The organism is Clostridium sp. YIM B02569 (genome assembly GCF_022320765.1).
Taxonomy (GTDB): domain Bacteria; phylum Bacillota; class Clostridia; order Clostridiales; family Clostridiaceae; genus Clostridium; species Clostridium beijerinckii.
The window spans coordinates 33,039-52,605 of the sequence record NZ_JAKJJX010000019.1; the positions used below are offsets into that span (position 1 = coordinate 33,039).

17 protein-coding genes and 1 other annotated feature are annotated in these 19,567 nt (G+C 30.3%); of the genes, 12 read left to right on the forward strand and 5 right to left on the reverse strand.

All coding sequences use genetic code 11. From position 1 onward, the window contains the following. Window positions 1-74: 74 nt before the first annotated feature. The 4 genes from L3B96_RS17165 to L3B96_RS17180 all read left to right on the forward strand — a co-directional run bounded on the left by L3B96_RS17165 (window position 75) and on the right by L3B96_RS17180 (window position 5,031). On the forward strand, window positions 75-599 hold the full coding sequence (locus L3B96_RS17165; protein WP_077829254.1) for a peptidylprolyl isomerase: 525 nt from the start codon (window positions 75-77) through the stop codon (window positions 597-599). 52 nt (window positions 600-651) lie between these two features. Beyond that, a complete protein-coding gene (locus L3B96_RS17170; RefSeq protein WP_077829255.1) occupies window positions 652-1,023 on the forward strand; it encodes a DUF3783 domain-containing protein in 372 nt (123 codons plus the stop codon). Window position 1,024: 1 nt separating this feature from the next. Continuing rightward, the gene (locus tag L3B96_RS17175; RefSeq protein ID WP_011967400.1) at window positions 1,025-1,693 is read left to right on the forward strand and encodes a helix-turn-helix transcriptional regulator; all 669 of its coding nucleotides are present in this window, start codon (window positions 1,025-1,027) and stop codon (window positions 1,691-1,693) included. A 152-nt stretch (window positions 1,694-1,845) separates the two neighbouring features. Next, complete coding sequence (locus L3B96_RS17180) at window positions 1,846-5,031, forward strand: S8 family serine peptidase (RefSeq protein ID WP_077829256.1); 3,186 nt, start codon at window positions 1,846-1,848, stop codon at window positions 5,029-5,031. Window positions 5,032-5,163: 132 nt separating this feature from the next. Here the strand turns inward: L3B96_RS17180 and L3B96_RS17185 are convergent, their stop codons facing one another. Together L3B96_RS17185 and L3B96_RS17190 are read right to left on the reverse strand one after the other, a co-directional pair. Beyond that, a complete protein-coding gene (locus tag L3B96_RS17185) occupies window positions 5,164-6,132 on the reverse strand; it encodes a radical SAM protein (protein ID WP_238948176.1) in 969 nt (322 codons plus the stop codon). Window positions 6,133-6,189: 57 nt separating this feature from the next. Beyond that, window positions 6,190-7,266 carry a transporter gene (locus L3B96_RS17190; RefSeq protein WP_011967403.1) on the reverse strand — a complete coding sequence of 359 codons (1,077 nt, stop codon included), beginning with the start codon at window positions 7,264-7,266 and terminating at the stop codon, window positions 6,190-6,192. Between the two features lie 118 nt (window positions 7,267-7,384). Between L3B96_RS17190 and L3B96_RS17195 the strand changes: the two genes are divergently transcribed. Beyond that, complete coding sequence (locus L3B96_RS17195) at window positions 7,385-8,314, forward strand: TIGR01212 family radical SAM protein (RefSeq protein ID WP_023975942.1); 930 nt, start codon at window positions 7,385-7,387, stop codon at window positions 8,312-8,314. A 40-nt stretch (window positions 8,315-8,354) separates the two neighbouring features. Next, window positions 8,355-9,071 (forward strand): 2-phosphosulfolactate phosphatase family protein, encoded by a 717-nt coding sequence (locus L3B96_RS17200; RefSeq protein ID WP_238948177.1) that lies wholly within the window; start codon window positions 8,355-8,357, stop codon window positions 9,069-9,071. Window positions 9,072-9,172: 101 nt separating this feature from the next. On the opposite strand, the gene L3B96_RS17205 is transcribed toward L3B96_RS17200, so the two are convergent. Further along, complete coding sequence (locus L3B96_RS17205) at window positions 9,173-9,391, reverse strand: (2Fe-2S)-binding protein (protein WP_011967406.1); 219 nt, start codon at window positions 9,389-9,391, stop codon at window positions 9,173-9,175. Between the two features lie 273 nt (window positions 9,392-9,664). Here L3B96_RS17205 and L3B96_RS17210 point away from each other — a divergent pair, with 273 nt between their 5' ends. Together L3B96_RS17210 and L3B96_RS17215 are read left to right on the forward strand one after the other, a co-directional pair. Continuing rightward, window positions 9,665-10,348 carry a response regulator transcription factor gene (locus tag L3B96_RS17210; RefSeq protein WP_238948178.1) on the forward strand — a complete coding sequence of 228 codons (684 nt, stop codon included), beginning with the start codon at window positions 9,665-9,667 and terminating at the stop codon, window positions 10,346-10,348. 3 nt (window positions 10,349-10,351) lie between these two features. Beyond that, the gene (locus tag L3B96_RS17215; RefSeq protein WP_238948179.1) at window positions 10,352-11,701 is read left to right on the forward strand and encodes a HAMP domain-containing sensor histidine kinase; all 1,350 of its coding nucleotides are present in this window, start codon (window positions 10,352-10,354) and stop codon (window positions 11,699-11,701) included. A 153-nt stretch (window positions 11,702-11,854) separates the two neighbouring features. Here L3B96_RS17215 and L3B96_RS17220 read toward each other — a convergent pair whose 3' ends face one another. Together L3B96_RS17220 and L3B96_RS17225 are read right to left on the reverse strand one after the other, a co-directional pair. Continuing rightward, window positions 11,855-12,220 (reverse strand): DUF2085 domain-containing protein, encoded by a 366-nt coding sequence (locus L3B96_RS17220; RefSeq protein ID WP_238948180.1) that lies wholly within the window; start codon window positions 12,218-12,220, stop codon window positions 11,855-11,857. A 5-nt stretch (window positions 12,221-12,225) separates the two neighbouring features. After that, window positions 12,226-12,528, reverse strand: a complete 303-nt coding sequence (locus L3B96_RS17225; protein ID WP_077869394.1) for a zinc ribbon domain-containing protein — start codon at window positions 12,526-12,528, stop codon at window positions 12,226-12,228. Window positions 12,529-12,789: 261 nt separating this feature from the next. Further along, window positions 12,790-13,037, forward strand: a binding site (T-box leader). 93 nt (window positions 13,038-13,130) lie between these two features. On the opposite strand from L3B96_RS17225, the gene ileS reads away from it, so the two are divergent. The 4 genes from ileS to L3B96_RS17245 all read left to right on the forward strand — a co-directional run bounded on the left by ileS (window position 13,131) and on the right by L3B96_RS17245 (window position 19,552). Then, window positions 13,131-16,244, forward strand: coding sequence for an isoleucine--tRNA ligase (ileS, locus tag L3B96_RS17230; protein ID WP_238948181.1), 3,114 nt, complete (start codon window positions 13,131-13,133; stop codon window positions 16,242-16,244). A 261-nt stretch (window positions 16,245-16,505) separates the two neighbouring features. Further along, a complete protein-coding gene (locus L3B96_RS17235; RefSeq protein WP_011967412.1) occupies window positions 16,506-17,504 on the forward strand; it encodes a LacI family DNA-binding transcriptional regulator in 999 nt (332 codons plus the stop codon). 238 nt (window positions 17,505-17,742) lie between these two features. Continuing rightward, the gene (locus tag L3B96_RS17240; protein WP_077854034.1) at window positions 17,743-18,186 is read left to right on the forward strand and encodes a MarR family transcriptional regulator; all 444 of its coding nucleotides are present in this window, start codon (window positions 17,743-17,745) and stop codon (window positions 18,184-18,186) included. Then, complete coding sequence (locus L3B96_RS17245; RefSeq protein WP_011967414.1) at window positions 18,179-19,552, forward strand: MATE family efflux transporter; 1,374 nt, start codon at window positions 18,179-18,181, stop codon at window positions 19,550-19,552. The genes L3B96_RS17240 and L3B96_RS17245 overlap by 8 nt, the downstream gene beginning before the upstream one ends. The last annotated feature ends 15 nt before the right edge of the window (window positions 19,553-19,567 follow it).

Below are 19,567 nucleotides of genomic sequence, written 5' to 3' on the forward strand. Positions count from 1 at the left end.
TAAGGATGAATTTAAATTTATATTTTAGATAATAATACTAATTAAGATTGATATCGAGAGGAGAATATTTAAAGATGAAGAATCCAATTATTACAATGACTATGGAAAATGGTGGAGTTATAAAAGCAGAATTATATCCTGAGGCAGCACCAAATACAGTGAGAAATTTTGTAGACTTAATCAATAGAGGATTTTATGATGGTCTAATATTTCATAGAGTTATTCCAAATTTCATGATTCAAGGGGGATGCCCAGAAGGAACAGGTGTTGGTGGTCCAGGATATTCAATAAAGGGAGAGTTTACAGGCAATGGTTTTAAGAATACTTTAAAACATACAAGAGGAGTATTATCAATGGCTAGAGCTATGCATCCAGATTCAGCAGGAAGCCAATTTTTCATTATGGTAGCTGATGCTCCACATTTAGATGGCCAATATGCATCATTTGGTAAGGTTATTGAAGGAATGGAAGTAGCCGATAAGATTGTTGCACAAAAAACTGATATGTCAGATAGGCCTTATGAAGATCAAGTAATAAAAAGTGTTACAGTAGATATGCAAGGGGAAGAAATAAAAGAGCCTGAAATAATTGAAGAGTAAAAAATACCATTCTACAAGACTATAGTAAGTAAAAAGAAGAGAGGTGTCATGGATGGCTACAAATAATAAATGTATATTAGCGTATGGATTAAAAGAGGATGAAATTAAGAAAATTGAGAGTCAGAATATTAAAGTTATAGAAATTAATAAGAATATGACTTTAATGACATTAGAAGATATAATTAATGGAAACAAAAATGAAGATTCTTACGATGAAATGCAGTTGAGTGAAAAGGCACTAATTTTCAATGGATTTAAGGATGAACAATTGAAAGTTACTATTAGATATATTAGAAGTTTTATTCAAGGTGGAGTACTTGCTGTATCTACATCACAGAATTACAAGTGGACTTTTAAATATCTATTAGAGCACTTAATTGAAGAAAGAGAATGGTATAAAGAACAACAAAAGGGGAGAAAGTAAAGTGAGTCGTGTAGGAGAAAATATAAAACAAGCTAGAGAAAAGAGCGGACTTACGGTTAAAGCTTTAGCTAAAAAACTAGGTGTAGCAGAAAAATATTTAAATGAAGTTGAAATGGGAAGAAAAGTTGCACCTGAATCACTAATAGATAAAGCGGGCAAGGTATTAAAAGCTGATTTAAATGACATAAGCATGGTTGTTACCGATGAAGTATTGATGGAAGAAAGAAAAACTTTAAAGGAAATTCCTAAAAGAAATGTAGAAAGTTCAGAAGTTTGGACTGATGCTTTCTCATCAGTACTTAGAAGTGTTCCAATATATGATTATTCACTATCTAATAAAAAGGGTTCTAAAGAGATGCCTATTCATTCAAATAAAATCGAGAATTATCCTCAAGATAAAGTATTTTATTTAGAAATTGAAGATGATGAAATGAATGGATTTAGAATGCTAAAGGGTGATGTTGCATTTGCACATGCTGTGAAGGATATAAGTAATAGCGGATTTTTCTTAATAGATTATAAGGGAAAAAGGAAAGTAAGACAAATAAAGGTATTAGGTAATTCTAAATTACTTTTAGTAAGCAATGCTGGAAGTCTTCTTACTGAAACCATGGAATTAAAAGAAGTAGATGTAATTGCTAAATTAGAAAGACTAGAGATTACATTATAAACAACTAATGTAAGAACTCTTATATTTAAGAATTAAAGCGTAGGTAGAAACAGAGAATAATTGAATTTTTCAGTTATTCTCTGTTTTTGTTACATTAAAACATTTAATTGCATAGTATATCTATGAATATATTTAATTAAGGTGTGGTAATTATGCCTGAATTGGAGACACAAATATCTTCAAAGGTAGATGCATCAATAGGATTATTAGCTAATGTTCCAAAAGCTATATTAGATGAACTAGGTTATAAGTATCAGAGTCAGGGTAACAATGTGGAGCTCACTATTTTATATAGAGATACTCAAGAACAAACAAAATCATTTGTTGAAGGATTAGGAGGAACTTTTCAGGATTTAGGATTTAACTTTGCTGTTGTTAATATACCCAGAGATAAATTAGAACAGCTATCAATGAGTAATTCTATTCAATATATAGAATTACCAAAGAACTTATATGAGCAAGACCAAGAAAGTAATAGGGCATCCTGTATACTTCAATTGGCTCCAGATTTTGATGTTTCAGGTGAAGGGATATTAGTCGGATTTGTAGATTCAGGGATAGATTATACTCACCCTGCTTTTATGGATTCGACCGGAACATCCACTAGAATAGAATACATTTATGATTTAAGTACAGGGGGAAATGTATATAATAAGCAAATGATAAATGAAGCAATAAAATCCAATAATCCCTTCTCAGTAGTTCCATCAATAGACAATAGTGGACATGGAACTCACGTTGCAGGAATCGCATGTGGTGGGGGAAGAATAAATCCTATGTATAGAGGTGTAGCTCCTAATTCCTCTATAGCAATGGTTAAAGCTGCTAGGGGAACTGCAATCTTAAGCTCTCAGATTATGCAGGGAATCAAATTTCTTATAGATAAAGGTAAAGAACTGAATATGCCGCTAGTTATTAGTATTAGTCTTAGCACTAATGATGGAGCACACGATGGAAGCAGCTTATTAGAGCAATACATTAGGACGATATCTAACTTGGAAAGAGTATCTATTGTTATTGCGGCAGGAAATGAAGGTGATGCAGGTCATCATGTTGGCGGACAATTAGTTAAAACACAAAGGCAAATTTTTAATATAGCAAGCGAAGAAAAATCAATAGTAATGAATTTTTATAAGACAATATTACCTAATATATCAGTTAATATAATAAATCCAACAAGCCAAGGAACTGGAAATATTAATATACAAGAAGGTTACATTCAAGGAACAATAGGGAGTGATAGATACGATATATATGTATCTGGACCTAAACCTTTTGAATTGAATAGTGAAATCAGAATAATTCTTTCTGCTAGATCTGGCTTTCTTGTTGAAGGTGTATGGACATTAGAAATAAATGTTACGAATGAATACTTAGGAGCATATTCAATATGGCTTCCAGTTTTAGAAGGATTAAATCCTGCAACTAAATTTTTAGAACCTAATCAATATAATACGCTGGGCATACCAGCAACAGTAGATAATATAATAGCTGTAGGAAGTTATAATTATAGAACCAATAATTTATCATCATTCAGTGGAAGAGGTGCACAAGATCAGAATATAGTAAGACCTGATTTAGTAGCCCCAGGAGAGGATATTGCAGGGCCGGTACCAAATGGTGGATACGATAATAAAACAGGTACATCAATGGCTACTCCTCAAGTATCTGGAATATGTGCGTTAATGATGCAATGGGGAATAGTTAAAGGAAATGATCCATATTTGTTTGGTCAAAGGTTAAAATATTATTTATTAAGAGGAGCCAGAAGAAGACGTACAGATGTAATATATCCAAATCCCTCATGGGGATATGGTGAAGTATGTATATTCAACAGTTTAAGAGCGTTACAAAATGATTTAAATGCTATTTTGACTAGAGGAAATATAAATTCAAGAGATATACAGGTAACAAATAGCGTACCTAATAAATATAATATTTTGAGAAAAAATATAAAGAGGGAAGTTATGGAGAATACGAGTAATGGAAATACTTCAACAAATATCGGTAGGTTAAAGATTCAATGTTTCAGGGGGGAGGATTATATTCCAATTGATGGAGCCAGAATAACTGTAAGAACACCACAAGGCGCTGAAAGTGTTAATAGTATTCAGCTAGTTACAGATTCAGTTGGATTGACACAAATAATTGAATTGACAGCGCCACCTTTAGAATATTCTTTGAATCCTAATAGCAACCAAGTGCCTTATAGTTTATATGATATAACGGTTGAAAGAGATGGATTTAACCCAATAGTAATAAGAGGATGTCAAGTATTTCCTACACAGGTTGCCTATCAGATTTGTAATTTGACAAGTAACTCAGGAAGGGGAATGATGAGACAAGAGGTTATAAATATACAACCAAATACCTTGAATGGAAATTTCCCACCTAAAATACCAGAGGATCCAGAAAAGCAGTTACCCCCACCAAGTTCTGGAGTTGTATTGCCTCAACCAATAGTTCCAGAATATATTATTGTACACCAAGGTGGGCCCAATGATCCATCAGCACCAAATTATAAAGTACCTTTTAAAGACTATATTAAAAATGTTGCTTCCAGCGAAATATATTCAACTTGGAATGAATCTGCTATAAGAGCAAATGTATTCTGCATTGTATCATTTACGCTAAATAGAATTTATACTGAATGGTACAGAGGAAAAGGAAAGAATTTTGATATTACCAGTTCAACAGCTTATGATCACGCATTTAATTATGGAAGAAATATTTACGATAGTATAAGTGCTATTGTAGATGAAATATTTTCTACTTATATAAAGAGAGTTGGAGCTAAACAACCACTTTTGACACAATATTGTGATGGAAAGAGTGTTACCTGCCCTCAGTGGTTAAGCCAATGGGGAAGTCAGCAATTAGCTCAACAAGGAATGGTTCCATATGATATTTTGAAAAATTATTATGGAAATGATATCGAACTAACTACAGCTGAAAAAGTTTCTGGAAGCCCACAGTCATACCCTGGTGAACCGCTTACTATAGGATCTTCAGGTCCAGCAGTAAGAACTATCCAGAATCAATTGAATAGAATAGCTAGAAATTATCCTTTGATACCTAAGGTTGCTGAGGATGGACAGTTTAATCAAAAGACAGCAGATGCAGTTAAAACATTTCAACAAATATTTACATTACCACAAACCGGAATTGTTGATTATGCAACATGGTATAGAATATCGGACATCTATGTTGGCGTATCAAGGATAGCTGAACTTAGAGATTCTTCAATGTTAAGAAGCTCGCTTGGAATGAATGAATTTATACCTCCGATTATACCAGGTTTAGATAATAAAAGAGGAATCCCTAAATTTTATTATTAGAATTATATTAAGATGGTTTTTAGAGGTAGAAGCAGTTCCCATTTTCTCTGTCAGCTATATTATATAGCTACGATTAGAATAGGAGCTGCTATAATTAATGAAATTATTAGAAGATATATGTATGATAAAAATTTATTTTTCTATTCCTTCTAGATTAAATTCAGGAATGAAATCAGATATGTTAGCACCTTCATCTTGTATAAACCCATTAACTACGCCGATATCTAAAGCATAATTGATTAGGCTATCGTAGTGTTTTGGATTAAGTTTCTTATTTATTTCTGGATAATCGCAAGCATTGAACATAGGAATATATTGATTCATTAAGCTTATATAAATATCATTTTTATATCTATTATATAGAATATCTATTATCTTTTTTGAATCAAAAAGGAGTCCAGGAAGCATTAGGTGTCTTACAATAACTCCATTTAGTATATTTCCTTTTGAATCAAATTTAGGAGTGCCAACTTGTCTTAGCATTTCATCTATTATTTTAATGGTATTGGAAGCATAATCATTAACTCTAGAATATTTTAGAGAATATTTATTATCAAAATATTTGAAGTCTGGCAAATAAACATCGATGTACCCATCCAATAATTTTATAGTTTCAATGGAATCATAACTATTTGTATTATAAAGAATTGGGATAGTTAAATAATTTTTTTTAGCTATTTTTAATGCTTCAATTATTTGAGGAACATAATGGGTAGGAGTCACTAAGTTAATGTTGTTTGCACCTTTTTTCTGAAGTTCTAGAAAAATTTCGGAAAGTCTTTCGATAGATATTTCTGCACCAACAACTGATGTGTTTTTAATACTATTTTTATTAAAATCAGAAGAAGATAAATTAACACTAATCCCCTGACTTATATTATAGTTTTGGCAAAATACGCATTTTAAATTACAGTGAGAAAAAAATACAGTACCAGAACCATTTCCTTGTGAAATAGGTGGCTCTTCCCAAAGATGAAGGGAAGCCTTAGCCACTTTTATGTTATTGCTAGCTTTGCAATATCCTATTTCACCATTATTTCTATTTACTTTACAATCTCTATTACATAAAGTACATTCATTTAATAAATCTAGATAATTCATTTATATCAAATCCTTTAAGAATAATTATTAATATATTTTATAAAAAGTATATCATAATTATTTGATTTGAGTCGTGTTAGAAAAATCTTTTTTATGCTTAAAAAAGAATAGTATACATTGGAATATAAAAATCAAACTTAATAGCCCAAATATAGGATATAGTTTAGTTATAAGAGTTCCAAATCCAAATTGGGAAATTAAAAGAGCAAGACTTATTACGATAAAGATTGCTTTTTTAAATTTTATATTAAATGTTTGCTCTAGGGTTTTGCTTATGGAATATATGTCAGAAACTTCAGTAGAAAACATCTCCAACCAGATTATCACGAGTAACAATGCTTGAATTAAGTTACCAAATCTATTAGCGACAAAAAGTAAAGGAATCTCATATTTATATATATAAGGTTGATTAATTGTTAATAATAAATTTATCATTAAACAAAGTATAGTTAGTCCAATTGCGCCGGTTACTATTCCAGCAATCATTATTTTACTTTTCTTCATTTGAGTGCTAAGTGGTACTAGGACTCCTGAGGCTGAAAGTGTATTATATCCAGCATAAAGTACTGTGGAAATAAAGATTCCAGTTTTTTGTTTTGGAAAGCTAGCGATATTATCTAACGAAACTGTATTCCTACAAAATGCAAAATATAAAACTGTAATCAAAGTAAGAGTACAAATTAAACCTGGAACAATAAAGGAATTAACTTCAATTAATCCTTCAGTATCTCTAAGTAGAAAAAATATGGCTATTGCAATCATTATTAGTGAGCCAATTATCTTGGGTATTCCAAAAAACTGATGTATCAAAGCACCACTTCCAGCAAGTATTATAGATGCGCTGGAAATAAGAAAGAGAGTTGTTATAAAACCAGTGATCTTACCAAATATATTAGGGCTTATTATATTCATAACATCACTATAAGAGCTAAGATTATAATTAATACTTATTCTAGAAATTATAGAACTTATTAAGATATAGAAAATACCACAACCTATAATTCCTATGAAACTAGATATACCGTATTGAGTAAAAAATTCTGTGATTTCTTTTCCAGAAGCAAGACCAGCACCAACTATTGTTCCGATAAACACAGTGGCAACTTGAAATACTTTTACCATTTCCTTTTTCAATATTTATCCCCCTTAAAGAATGTTCCTTTTATTAAATATATAAGGTTTACTTTTAATTTATTCTTTAAATGTTACAATATTTAAAGAAGGTATATTAGACACATAAAGAGGAGGAAATATGAACAGTTTTTGGGATGGAAAAAGATATCATAGTTTAAACTATTTTTTAAGAAATAAATTTGGTGAAAAAGTATTTAAAATATCTTTGGATGGAGGATTTTCTTGTCCGAATAGAGATGGAAAGATAAGTAATGGGGGCTGTCTTTTTTGTAGTGAAAGAGGTTCAGGAGATTATGCTGGTGACAGAGAATTGTCTATTTCAAAGCAATTTCATGATATAAAGGATATGATGTCACAAAAGTGGAAAAGTGGTAAGTATATAGCTTATTTTCAGGCTTACACAAACACTTATGCACCTATTGATGAGTTGAAGAGAAAATATGAAGAGGCATTAAATCAGGAGGGAGTTGTAGCCATTGCAATAGCTACAAGACCTGATTGTTTAGATGATGATGTATTAGAATTATTGGAGAACATAAACAATAAGATTTATCTTTGGATAGAACTTGGACTTCAAACCAGCAATGATGATACCGCTAAAAGAATTAATAGAGGATATAAATTAGATGTATTTGAAAATGCAATGAGAAAATTAAAAGAGAGAAATATTGATGTAGTAGTTCATGATATTTTAGGATTACCGGGTGAAACTAAAGAGGATATGTTAGAAACAATAAATTATATAGCTCATTCAGGGGCTAAAGGAATCAAACTACATTTACTACATTTAATGAAGCAAACACCTATGGTAAAGTTATACGAGGCAGGAGATCTTAAGTTCCTATCGCAAGATGATTATATAGATCTTGTGACTCATGGAATAACACTACTTCCAAAGGACATGGTAGTTCACAGGTTAACAGGCGATGCACCAAGAGATCTTTTGATAGGACCAATGTGGAGTTTGAAAAAATGGGAAGTTTTAAATTCAATAGATAAGACATTAGAAGATAACAACCTATGGCAAGGAAAAAACTTCAGGGAGTAACTATATATTAATTCTAATGATTAGGAATGGAGTAAGTAAAATGAAAATAGATATTATAATCTCAGCAGATGATATAGTTGAAAGCAGAGTAAGGAATAAGATGGCAGTTATAATTGATATATTTAGAGCTACATCTGTAATTATAACAGCACTAGATAATGGAGCAAGAGAGGTTATTCCTTATTTGACTATTGAGGAAGCACTGGAATATGCAAAGAAACTTAGTAGAGATAATTATATTTTAGGAGGGGAGAGAAAAGCTGTTAAAATTGACGGTTTTGATCTATCAAATTCACCATTAGAATATACAAAAGAAAAAGTCGAAGATAAAATAGTGCTTATGACTACAACAAATGGAACAAGAGCTTTAACAAAATCAGTTGAGGCTAAAAGAGTTTTTATAGGGGCTATGATAAATGGAGAATCAGTGGCGAAAAAATTGATTAATATAAATGATGATGTGGTTATTATTAATGCAGGAACAAATGGAAACTTCTCAATGGATGATTTTATTTGTAGTGGATATATAATTAACCAAATGCTAGATGTTAATAGAAATATAGAGTTAACAGATATAGCAAAGACAGCCTGTATGATATATAAAAAAAATATAAATATCTTAAGCTATGTACGAGAAGCATCTCACTATTCAGTAATGAAGTCCTTAGGATTAAATAATGATATTGATTATTGCATAAAAAAAAGCATCATAGATATAGTTCCAGAATATAAGGATGGAAAAATAACTTGTGAATGAAAAACTGTTTAAGATTATAATTAAAAGTAAAACACATACATGATTTATTTAATCTGTATGTGTTTTGCTTTTTTAATTTACTATGAGTAAAAGTTTAATGATTATATGTTTTCTCTTGATTGCTTCAGTAAATCATTTATTCGCGGAGAACAATTTCTACCTCCGCATGAACCGCTACCTGCTCCAGTAGCCTTTTGAACTTCTTTTATAGTTGAAGCGCCATTTTTAATAGCTTCCTTAATTTTTGATCTAGGTATTGCCTTACAAGTGCAAGTTTTTGTTAATTTATCTAAAATTGCTTCATTCAAATTATTTTCCATAATAGTATCTCCTAAAAACATTTTTAAAGTTAATTGAAAAACTAACTTTATCTTAATTATACATTTTATAATCTAAAATAAAAGTATAGTTAATTAATATTATAACAATAATTATAAAAGAATATCCTATATTAAATAATAATTTTTATTATTATATTAATATCGTCTTAAATAAATTAAGCGAGTGTTAAGAAAACTAGTATATAATTAGGCAGAGTTTAAAAAATTAATTATAGGAACTTTATTTTAAATATTTGGTTTGGAGTGAGAATAATGATAAAAGTGTTACTTGTGGAGGATAATATAGAAATAAGTCAAAATATAGTTGAATATTTTAGAGATGAGTTAGAAATCAAAGCGGTGTATAATGGATCAGATGCAATGGAATGTTTAAGCATTTATAACTATGATATTGTTATATTAGATCTTATGTTGCCAGAAGTAAGCGGAATGAGTGTTTTGAGCGATATATCTAAAAATTGTTTAAATACAGGTGTGATTATACTAACAGCAAAAGAAGAACTTGGTGATAAGCTTAAAGCTTTTAATTTAGGAGCAAATGATTATCTAACTAAACCATTTTTTATGGAGGAGTTGAAAGCACGGATTAATTCGATTTTGAAGAGCATGGGTAAAGTTAAAAGGGCTAATCTTCTTGAGTTCAAAGATATGCAAATTGATATGAAAGTGAAAAAAGTATATATAGGTACAAATGAATTGGAGTTAAATGAAAAGCTATATAAGTTATTGGAGTATATGGTTATAAATAAAGGTGTATTGCTATTTAAGGAACAAATATTTGATAATGTATGCGGATATAATAGTGATGCAGCAACAGAAATAATTGAGGTTTATATAAGCAGATTAAGAAAGCAATTAGGAACTTTTGGATATGGAAAGTATCTTATAACTAAAAGAGGAATGGGATATTTGTTGGATGAAAGTATAGAGGATTAATGCATGAAGAAAGATATATTTTTATCTACAAAGAAGAAAATCATAGCAACGAGTACAATTATAGTTTTTGGGTGTTTAATAGTATTTGCAATAATAACGCAGGTATTATATTCGTCTAGAGTACTAGATGTTATAGATCATCAGCTTTTAGAGCAGAAAGAGATTTTAACTAAGGAACAATTTAATCCAAATTACTATGAATATATTTTTAATGAAGATAGGCATAATTTAGATGGAGATTTACATAAAGATGAATTTAAAAATCCAGATGGAGGAGAAAATCCACATAGACCAGAGAATTTTGATGGAAAATTAGATTCAAAGCCTAAGCGTATACCTCCAAATCTTATTGTTATTGTGTATAAAAATAATGAGTTTGAAACAATGAGTAGAAATTTATATTTCAGTAAAGATAATCTGCCAACAATTTCAAATGATGCGGAAAACGAAGTGGTTACGATAATAAATAATGGCTATAACTTTAGAGAAATTGCTATTAGTAGTGGGGAGTATAAGATACAAGTTATTGCGAATATTGATTCAGAAGTAAATTCTATAAATAGATTGAGATATTCGATAGCAGTAAGTCTTATAATACTAATTATAATTGCAATAATTCTTTCAGCTTATCTTTCAACAAAAGTAATAAGGCCAGTTAGGGAAGCTTATGAAAAGCAAGTTTATTTTGTTCAAGATGCCTCTCATGAAATGAGAACACCGTTAGCTGTAATAAAGGGTAAGTTAGAACTATTAGCCCATTCTTGGGGAGATACTATAGATGATCATTTTGAGCATATTTCAAAGATGATGAGTGAAGTGAGGGGGCTAGAGAAGTTGAATAGCGATTTGTTATTATTATCTAAAGAAGATCTAGACTTGTCTATAAATGTAACAAAATTTAAATTAAATGATTTAATTAATGATATAAGCGAATTTTATTTTGATTTAGCAGAAATTAAGGAGAAAATATTTAAAGTTGTTAAGCCGGAAGAAGAAATATTAGTTCAGTGGGATTATGATAAGATAAAGAGAGCAATTATAATATTGATCGAAAATGCATTTAAATATACAGGTGAAGATGGTGAAATAAATCTTGTTATCGAGGATGTAAATAAGCATATTAGGATAATGGTTGTAGATAATGGAATAGGAATTAAGAAGGACGAAGAAAAGCGAATATTTGATAGATTTTATCGAAGCGATATAGTTAGAGGACAAAATATTAATGGAACGGGAATAGGCCTTAGTTTATTGAAATCCATCTCAAAGAATTTTGGTATTAAGTTAAAAGTGAATTCAGAATATGGCATTGGATCTGAATTTATATTATTAATTCCTAAAATAATTAAATAAGATAATACTAGGAAATGTTATTTTATTTGCTAAAGGGTCTACATAGCTATTTTATTCAAAAATGTAAAGCTATCTAAATCATTAAGAATACTAGATTTAGATAGCTATGTTTTATATTAGTATTATTATAACTGTAGTAAGAAATCAGTACAGTTATATATGAATAAAATTATAAAACCAATGTCCAGATTGAAGACCTAAAACTATTGCCAATCTAAATAAACATATAGTTGATATGCCTGCTAAGATTCCGGTGATTAATCTCCTTGTATTAGTACTTTTAAAGTACATGAGATATTGACCAAATCCATCAATTAAAAGTGGTAGCATCAGTAATGATTCTATAATTATATGAATATTTTTAGATAATATTACGTATGTGAGTCCGAGGATATATCCCAGTAATATTCCCGTGCATCTCGCACATAATGGGAATTGACGACCTCTAAAAAAGAATGATCTCTCAGGTAATTGATGGCAGAAAAACATATAGTTTAAGACTTTTTTACAATTAAGCATTTAACTTAGTATGATGATAAGCTTCCTAGCATTCCGAGTACAAAAGCTAGAACGTAAAAAATTACCCAAATAATTATTCCACCAATCATCCATTTACATACTAGGCTAGCACTTTGAGGCTTTTCATCCTTCCATAAGAAGTATAAGATTATTCCTACTACTGGAAAGCAACAAGACGCAATTCCGGCTAAGTGAGATGGATTGTCTAAAGTACTTTTAGAAGACATATTATTACCAGTAGCAACACCACAATGTATACATACGGCAGCGTTATCATCTATTTGTTGTCCGCAATTCTTACAAAACATATATTTCCCCCTTTAAGGCGATACTTTATATTAATAGAGTATAGTATTGTTAATAATACAACTTATGAGCAAATATGTAGTTATATTCATGAAGATATTAAATTTTATATCTCAGTTAAGTTATAAAATTACTAAGATGACATCACATTAAATTGAGGAAATTAGGATTCAATTACTTTATTACATTAATTAGTAATAAAGATACAATTAATGGTGATCATCAATTGACATTTAAAAATCATTAATATATAATTATTAAAATAAAAGACGATGATTAGGAAAAGTATCTTAGATATTATTTTTAGAGAGTAGCTGTTTGGTGTAAAGCTATAATAGATCTTAGAGAAAATCACCTAGGAGTTGGAGGCTGAAAGGCTTAATGCCGAATAAGTTATCACGTAGAGCCTGCGTTAAAGGATAGAGTATGTATGTACTTGAAATAAAACATTTAGTTTTGTATTTAGATGTTTTAACCTTAGGTGGTTTGCGAATTTAACTTCGTCCTTTAGGATGGAGTTTTTTTATGTTTAGAAAAGTATGTAATAAGGAAACAATTCTTAAAGAGAACAATATAGTTTACTTAGCTGAAAGGGGAATTTTTAATGTACAATAAGGTAGATTCATCAAAAGGTACCGTCAAAATTGAAAAAGACATAGCAAAGCTTTGGACAGAGAAAGACATAATAAAGAAGAGTTTTGATTCAAATTCAGATGGAGAATATTTTACTTTTTATGACGGTCCACCAACAGCAAATGGAAAACCGCATGTTGGGCATATTTTGACAAGAGTTATGAAGGACATAATTCCAAGATATAAAGTAATGAAAGGGTATAAGGTTCTTAGAAAAGCTGGATGGGATACTCATGGACTTCCAGTAGAGTTAGAAATAGAAAAGAAACTTGGAATCTCAGGAAAAGAACAAATAGAAGACTTTGGTGTAGAAAAGTTTGTTCATGAATGTAAAGATAGCGTATTCTCATATGTTAGCTTATGGAAGGAAATGTCTGAACAAATTGGATTCTGGGTTGATATGGATGATCCATATGTAACATACCATGATAATTATATTGAGTCTGAATGGTGGGCTTTAAAGCAAATGTGGAATAAGGGCTTATTGTATAAGGGCCACAAAGTAATGCCTTATTGCCCAAGATGTGGAACAGCGCTTTCATCTCATGAAGTTGCTCAAGGATATAAGGATGTTAAAGATTTAACTGCAACTGTAAAGTTTAAAGTTAAAGGTGAAGAAAATAAGTATATATTAGCTTGGACAACAACTCCATGGACATTACCATCTAACTTAGCATTATGTATAAATAAATCTTATACATATGCAGAAGTAAAGGTAGGAGAAGAAATTTATATTTTAGCTAAAGATTTAGTAGGTAAAGTTTTAGGAGATACTGAATACGAAATAGTTAAAGAGTTTAAAGGTGAAGAATTGCTAGGTACTGAATACGAACAATTATTACCTTTTGCAAAAGTTGAAGGAAAAGCTTTCGTAGTAATTCATGGAGATTATGTAACATTATCAGACGGTACAGGAATAGTACACATTGCACCAGCTTATGGTGAAGATGATAGTCTTGTTTCAAAGAAAAATGGAATTGCATTTATAAATTTAGTAGATACAAATGGTAATTTTGTTGAAGAAGTTACTCCGTGGGCAGGAAAGTTTGTTAAGAAGTGTGATGAAAGTATTGTTAAATATTTAGAAGAACGTAATCAATTATTTACAGCACAAAAGCACACTCACTCATATCCACATTGCTGGAGATGTGATACACCGCTTCTATACTATCCAAAAGATAGTTGGTTTGTTGCGATGACTAAAATGAGAGATAAGTTACTTGAAAATAATAATAAAATAAATTGGTATCCTGATAACACTAGAACAGGAAGAATGGGTAAGTTCCTTGAAAATGTTATTGACTGGGGTATTTCAAGAGATAGATATTGGGGAACACCACTTCCAATATGGCAATGTGAATGTGGTCATCAAGAGTGTATTGGCAGCAGAGAAGAATTAGAAGAAAAAGCAACTACAGATTGTAAGGGGATTGAATTACATAAACCTTACGTAGATGGAATAAAGTTAAAATGTCCACATTGTGGTAAAGAAATGAAGAGAACACATGAAGTTATAGACTGCTGGTTTGACTCAGGATCAATGCCTTTTGCACAATGGCACTATCCATTTGAAAACAAGGAAACTTTTGAAAAGAACTTCCCAGCACAATTTATCTCAGAAGCAGTTGACCAAACAAGAGGTTGGTTCTATACATTACTTGCGATTTCAACATGTTTATTTGACACAAATTCATTTGAAAATTGTATAGTATTAGGTCACGTTTTAGATAAAAAGGGACTTAAGATGTCTAAGCACAAAGGAAATGTTGTAGATCCTTTTGAAGTATTAAATAGTCAAGGAGCAGATGCGACAAGATGGCATTTCTATACTGCAAGTGCACCATGGCTTCCAACAAGATTCTCTATTGATGATGTTGCAGAAGCTCAAAGAAAGTTTTTAGGAACATTGTGGAATGTTTATTCTTTCTATGTTTTATATGCTGAAATAGATAAATTTGATCCAACTAAGTACTCTGATTTTGTTTCAGATAATATAATGGATAAATGGATTATATCTAAATTAAACACATTAATCGAAACAGTTGATGATGGATTAAATACTTATAAAATTACTCAAGCAGCATTAGCGATTGAAGATTTTACTGATGAATTATCAAACTGGTATGTAAGAAGAAACAGATCAAGATATTGGTCACAAGAGTTAACAAACGATAAGATAGGAGCTTATGTAACTTTATATAAGGTACTAACAAATTTAATTAAAGTGGCATCACCATTTGTACCTTTTATGACTGAAGAAATTTATCAAAATTTAGTTGTTAACCTTGATAAAAATGCTCAAGAAAGCATTCATTTATGTGCTTGGCCAGAAGTTGATAAGGCTGCAATAAATAAGGAATTAGAGAAAGAAATGGATTTAGCGTATACGCTTGTTAAGCTTGGAAGAAGTGCTAGAAATGCTGCAAATGTTAAGAATAGACAGCCACTTTCTGAATTACTTATATCAACAAAATCTCTTCCAGATTATTATGGAGATATTGTAAAAGAAGAATTAAATATTAAAAAGGTTGAGCTTGGAGCGGACCTTTCAAAATATGTTAACTTTGAAATAAAACCTAATCTACCTGTTATAGGTAAGTTATATGGAAAATTAATTCCTCAAATCAGAAAGGCAATTTCTGAAAAGAACCAAATGGAATTGGCTCAAAAGATTCAAAATGGTGGAAGTGAAACTATAATTGTTAATGATACAGAAATAGTTCTTACAAATGAGAATCTTTTAGTTACAATGCAAGGTTTAGAAGGTTATGCATTCGCAGGAGAAGGTGAACTTGGAGTTGTTTTAGATACAACTGTAACACCAGAACTTCAAGAGGAAGGGCATGTAAGAGAAGTTATTTCAAAGATTCAAAATATGAGAAAAGATAAAGGATTTGAAGTTGCTGATAGAATAAATCTTTATATATCAAATAACGATATGTTAATTGATGTTATTAAGAAATTCGAACAAACAATAAAGAAAGAGACTTTAACTTGTGAAGTTCTTTATAATCAAGAATCTAATTATTCAGAAACAGTTATAAATAGTGAAACATTAAACATGAATGTTGAAGTTGTAAGATAAAAACTAAAATGACTAGGAATAAAAGATTTTATTAATATTCCTAGTCATTTTAATATTTATATACATATTTAATATGGTTTTCATATATATTTCTTATATAAGATTGTAAATTAGTTAATATGTTTATAAATTTAAGATTAAAAACTATGATTTTTGACAAAACTTACAATAAAATAATAATTTATTTTAAGTTATGTTGATTTATAAGGCAATATGTTAGTATAATGAGATTATCTAGAAAAATTCAAAGGAGGAATAATAATGGCTACTTCTATTAAGGATGTTGCAAAAGAAGCAGGAGTATCAATTGCAACCGTTTCTAGAGTTTTAAATGATATCGATGTAGTAAACGAAGATACTAAGAAGAAAGTTTTAGATGCAATAAAAAAGCTTGGATACAGACCAAATATAGTTGCAAGAAGTTTAAAAACTCAAAGAACAAAGACAATAGGAATTTTACTTCCTGATATATCAAACCAGTTTTACCCAGAAATTGTAAGAGGTGCTGAAGATGTTTCAAATATATACGATTACAATATAATACTTTGTAATTCAGACCTTGATATAGAAAAGGAAAAAGAGTACTTAAGGGTACTTAGAGAAAAAATGGTTGATGGTGTAATTTATATGAGTAGTTCTCTTAATGAAGAAATATTAGAACTAATCAATGAATTAGATATAAAAACTGTTTTAGTTGAAACTAAGGATAAAGAAGGAGTTCTACCAAGTGTAACAATTGATAATGTTAAAGCTAGCTATGATAGTACAAAGTTATTAATTGAAAAGGGAATAAAAGAAATTGCCTTTATAGGAGCTGAAAAAGAGAGCAAAAATGCTTGGGGTGATAGATACGTTGGTTATGAAAATGCAATGAAGGAATCAGGAATAGAAATAGATCCTGAACTAGTTCATCTAAGCTCAATGAAAGTAAAGAGTGGATACGAAGGCATACAAAAGTTCATAAAGCAAAATAAGAAATTTAGAGGTGTTGTATGTGCTTCTGATGATATTGCAATGGGCGCAATTAATGCACTAAGAGATAATAACTTAGATATTCCAAAAGATGTAAGTGTAATTGGATTTAATGATAATTTTGCAGCTTCAATTTTCTATCCAAAGATCACAACAATTTCTCAACCAACTTATGATATGGGATCTGTTGCTATGAGAATGCTTATAAAACTTTTAAATAAGAAAGAGCTAGATGAGCCACATTATGTTTTAGAACATCAGCTAGTTGAAAGAGAAAGTACAGTTTAATAGAAAAATAATTAAATTTTATGTTTAGTTAGTATAAAGATTAAATGTATATGTTTATAGAGGACTACTTCAAGATAGTTTAAAGCTATTTGGGAGTAGTCCTTTATTAGCGTTAAAGTTGTAATTAGTTGCATATACAACTAACTTGTGTTAATATAATTTGTATGTAATTATTTGGATATGAAATATGATTATTGTTAATACTATATTAATATGATTAAGATAGGGGAGAAGTAATATGGATTGCTATCAGCATATAGGTAAGTATATTGGTGAAATACATAGATCTAGCTATATGTACTTTGGCAAGAGATTTAGTAAATTTGGGATAGGGGCTGGTCAGTACTTATTTCTTTTAAATCTTTATGAAAATGATGGTATAACACAAGAAGAATTGACGAAAAAGGTTAGATTAGATAAAGCGACAACAGCTAGGGCAATAAAGAAATTAGAGGATGAAGGTTATGTAAGTAGAATAAAAAAAGAAAGTGATAAGCGTGCATATAGATTGGAACTAACTGAGAAAGCAGAACAAATTAAAGATGATGTATATTCTATAATGAATGAATGGGAATCTGAGATTAGAATGTGTTTTACTGATGAAGAATCTCAAGAATTAATGAATTTGTTGAATAAGTTATCTAAGAGTTCTTTAATTAATAAGGAGGATATTCATGAATAAGCAGAATAGATTAGGAGAAATGGGTGTAGGGAAATTGTTGCTTGAGTTTTCAATCCCTGCAATTATAGGAATGTTAGTTAATACATTATATAACATAATAGATAGAATATTTATTGGGCATATAGAAGGCATAGGTGAACTCGCCATGGCTGGTGTTGGAATTACAATGCCAATAATGTTTATAATTTTAGCATTTGGTATGTTAATCGGAATAGGTACAGCTACAAAAGTGTCAATAAAGCTTGGAGAGCATGATAAGGAAGGGGCAGAAAGGCTTCTAGGAAATGCGTTTACATTAATAATAATAATTGGTGTATTGTTAACGTTGTTTGGTCATATATTTGCTAATCCGCTTTTGAAAGCATTTGGAGCGAGTGAAAATATTATAGGTTATGGTGAAGATTTTATAAGGGTAATTATTAGCGGTTGCATATTTAATTTGATGAGTTTCGGTTTGAATCATTCAATTAGAAGTGATGGAAGCCCCAAAATAGCAATGGCGTCTATGCTAATGAGTGCTATTATAAACATCATCTTAGATCCAATATTTATATTCGGTTTAGGTCTTGGAGTTAAAGGAGGAGCCCTTGGAACTGTTGTTGCGCAGACAATAAGCAGTATATGGATTTTATATTATTTCACAAAGGGATCTAGTGTACTTAAGATAAGAAGGAAAAATTTAAAATTGGAGAAGGACGCAGTTTTAAGTATTTTTGCTATAGGGGTCAGTCCATTTAGCATGCAGCTTGCACAAAGTGCAGTTCAAGTGATAACTAATAATTCATTGCAGTCATATGGTGGTGATTTAGCTGTAGGAGCAATGACTATAGTGAACAGCTTAGCTATGATATTTTTAATGCCTATATTTGGATTAAATCAGGGACTTCAGCCTATAATCGGTTATAATTTTGGCGCTAGAAAATATGATAGAGTTAAGCAAGCGGTAAAATACGGGGTTATTATAGCTACAATAATAGTGGTAATAGGATTTATAATAATTGAGGGAATTCCAGAAACATTAGTTAAGATTTTTAATAATGAATCATCGCTTATAGAAGTAACTGCTCATGGAATGAGAATATTTTTAATTATGCTGCCATTTATAGGAGCACAAATTATAATTACGAATTTCTTTCAATCAATAGGAAGAGTAAAAATATCGATGTTTTTAAGCTTATTGAGACAGGTGATAATATTAATTCCATGTCTTATAATAATTCCAAGGTTCAAAGGATTAGATGGAGTATGGATCGCAGGAGCAACATCTGATATACTATCAGTTATAATTACACTCATCGTATTTGTTAAGACATCAAAGGATTTAATGGGAAATGGAAAAGAACAAAAAGTTATTTTAGAAAATTAAAAGAATAGGTATGCC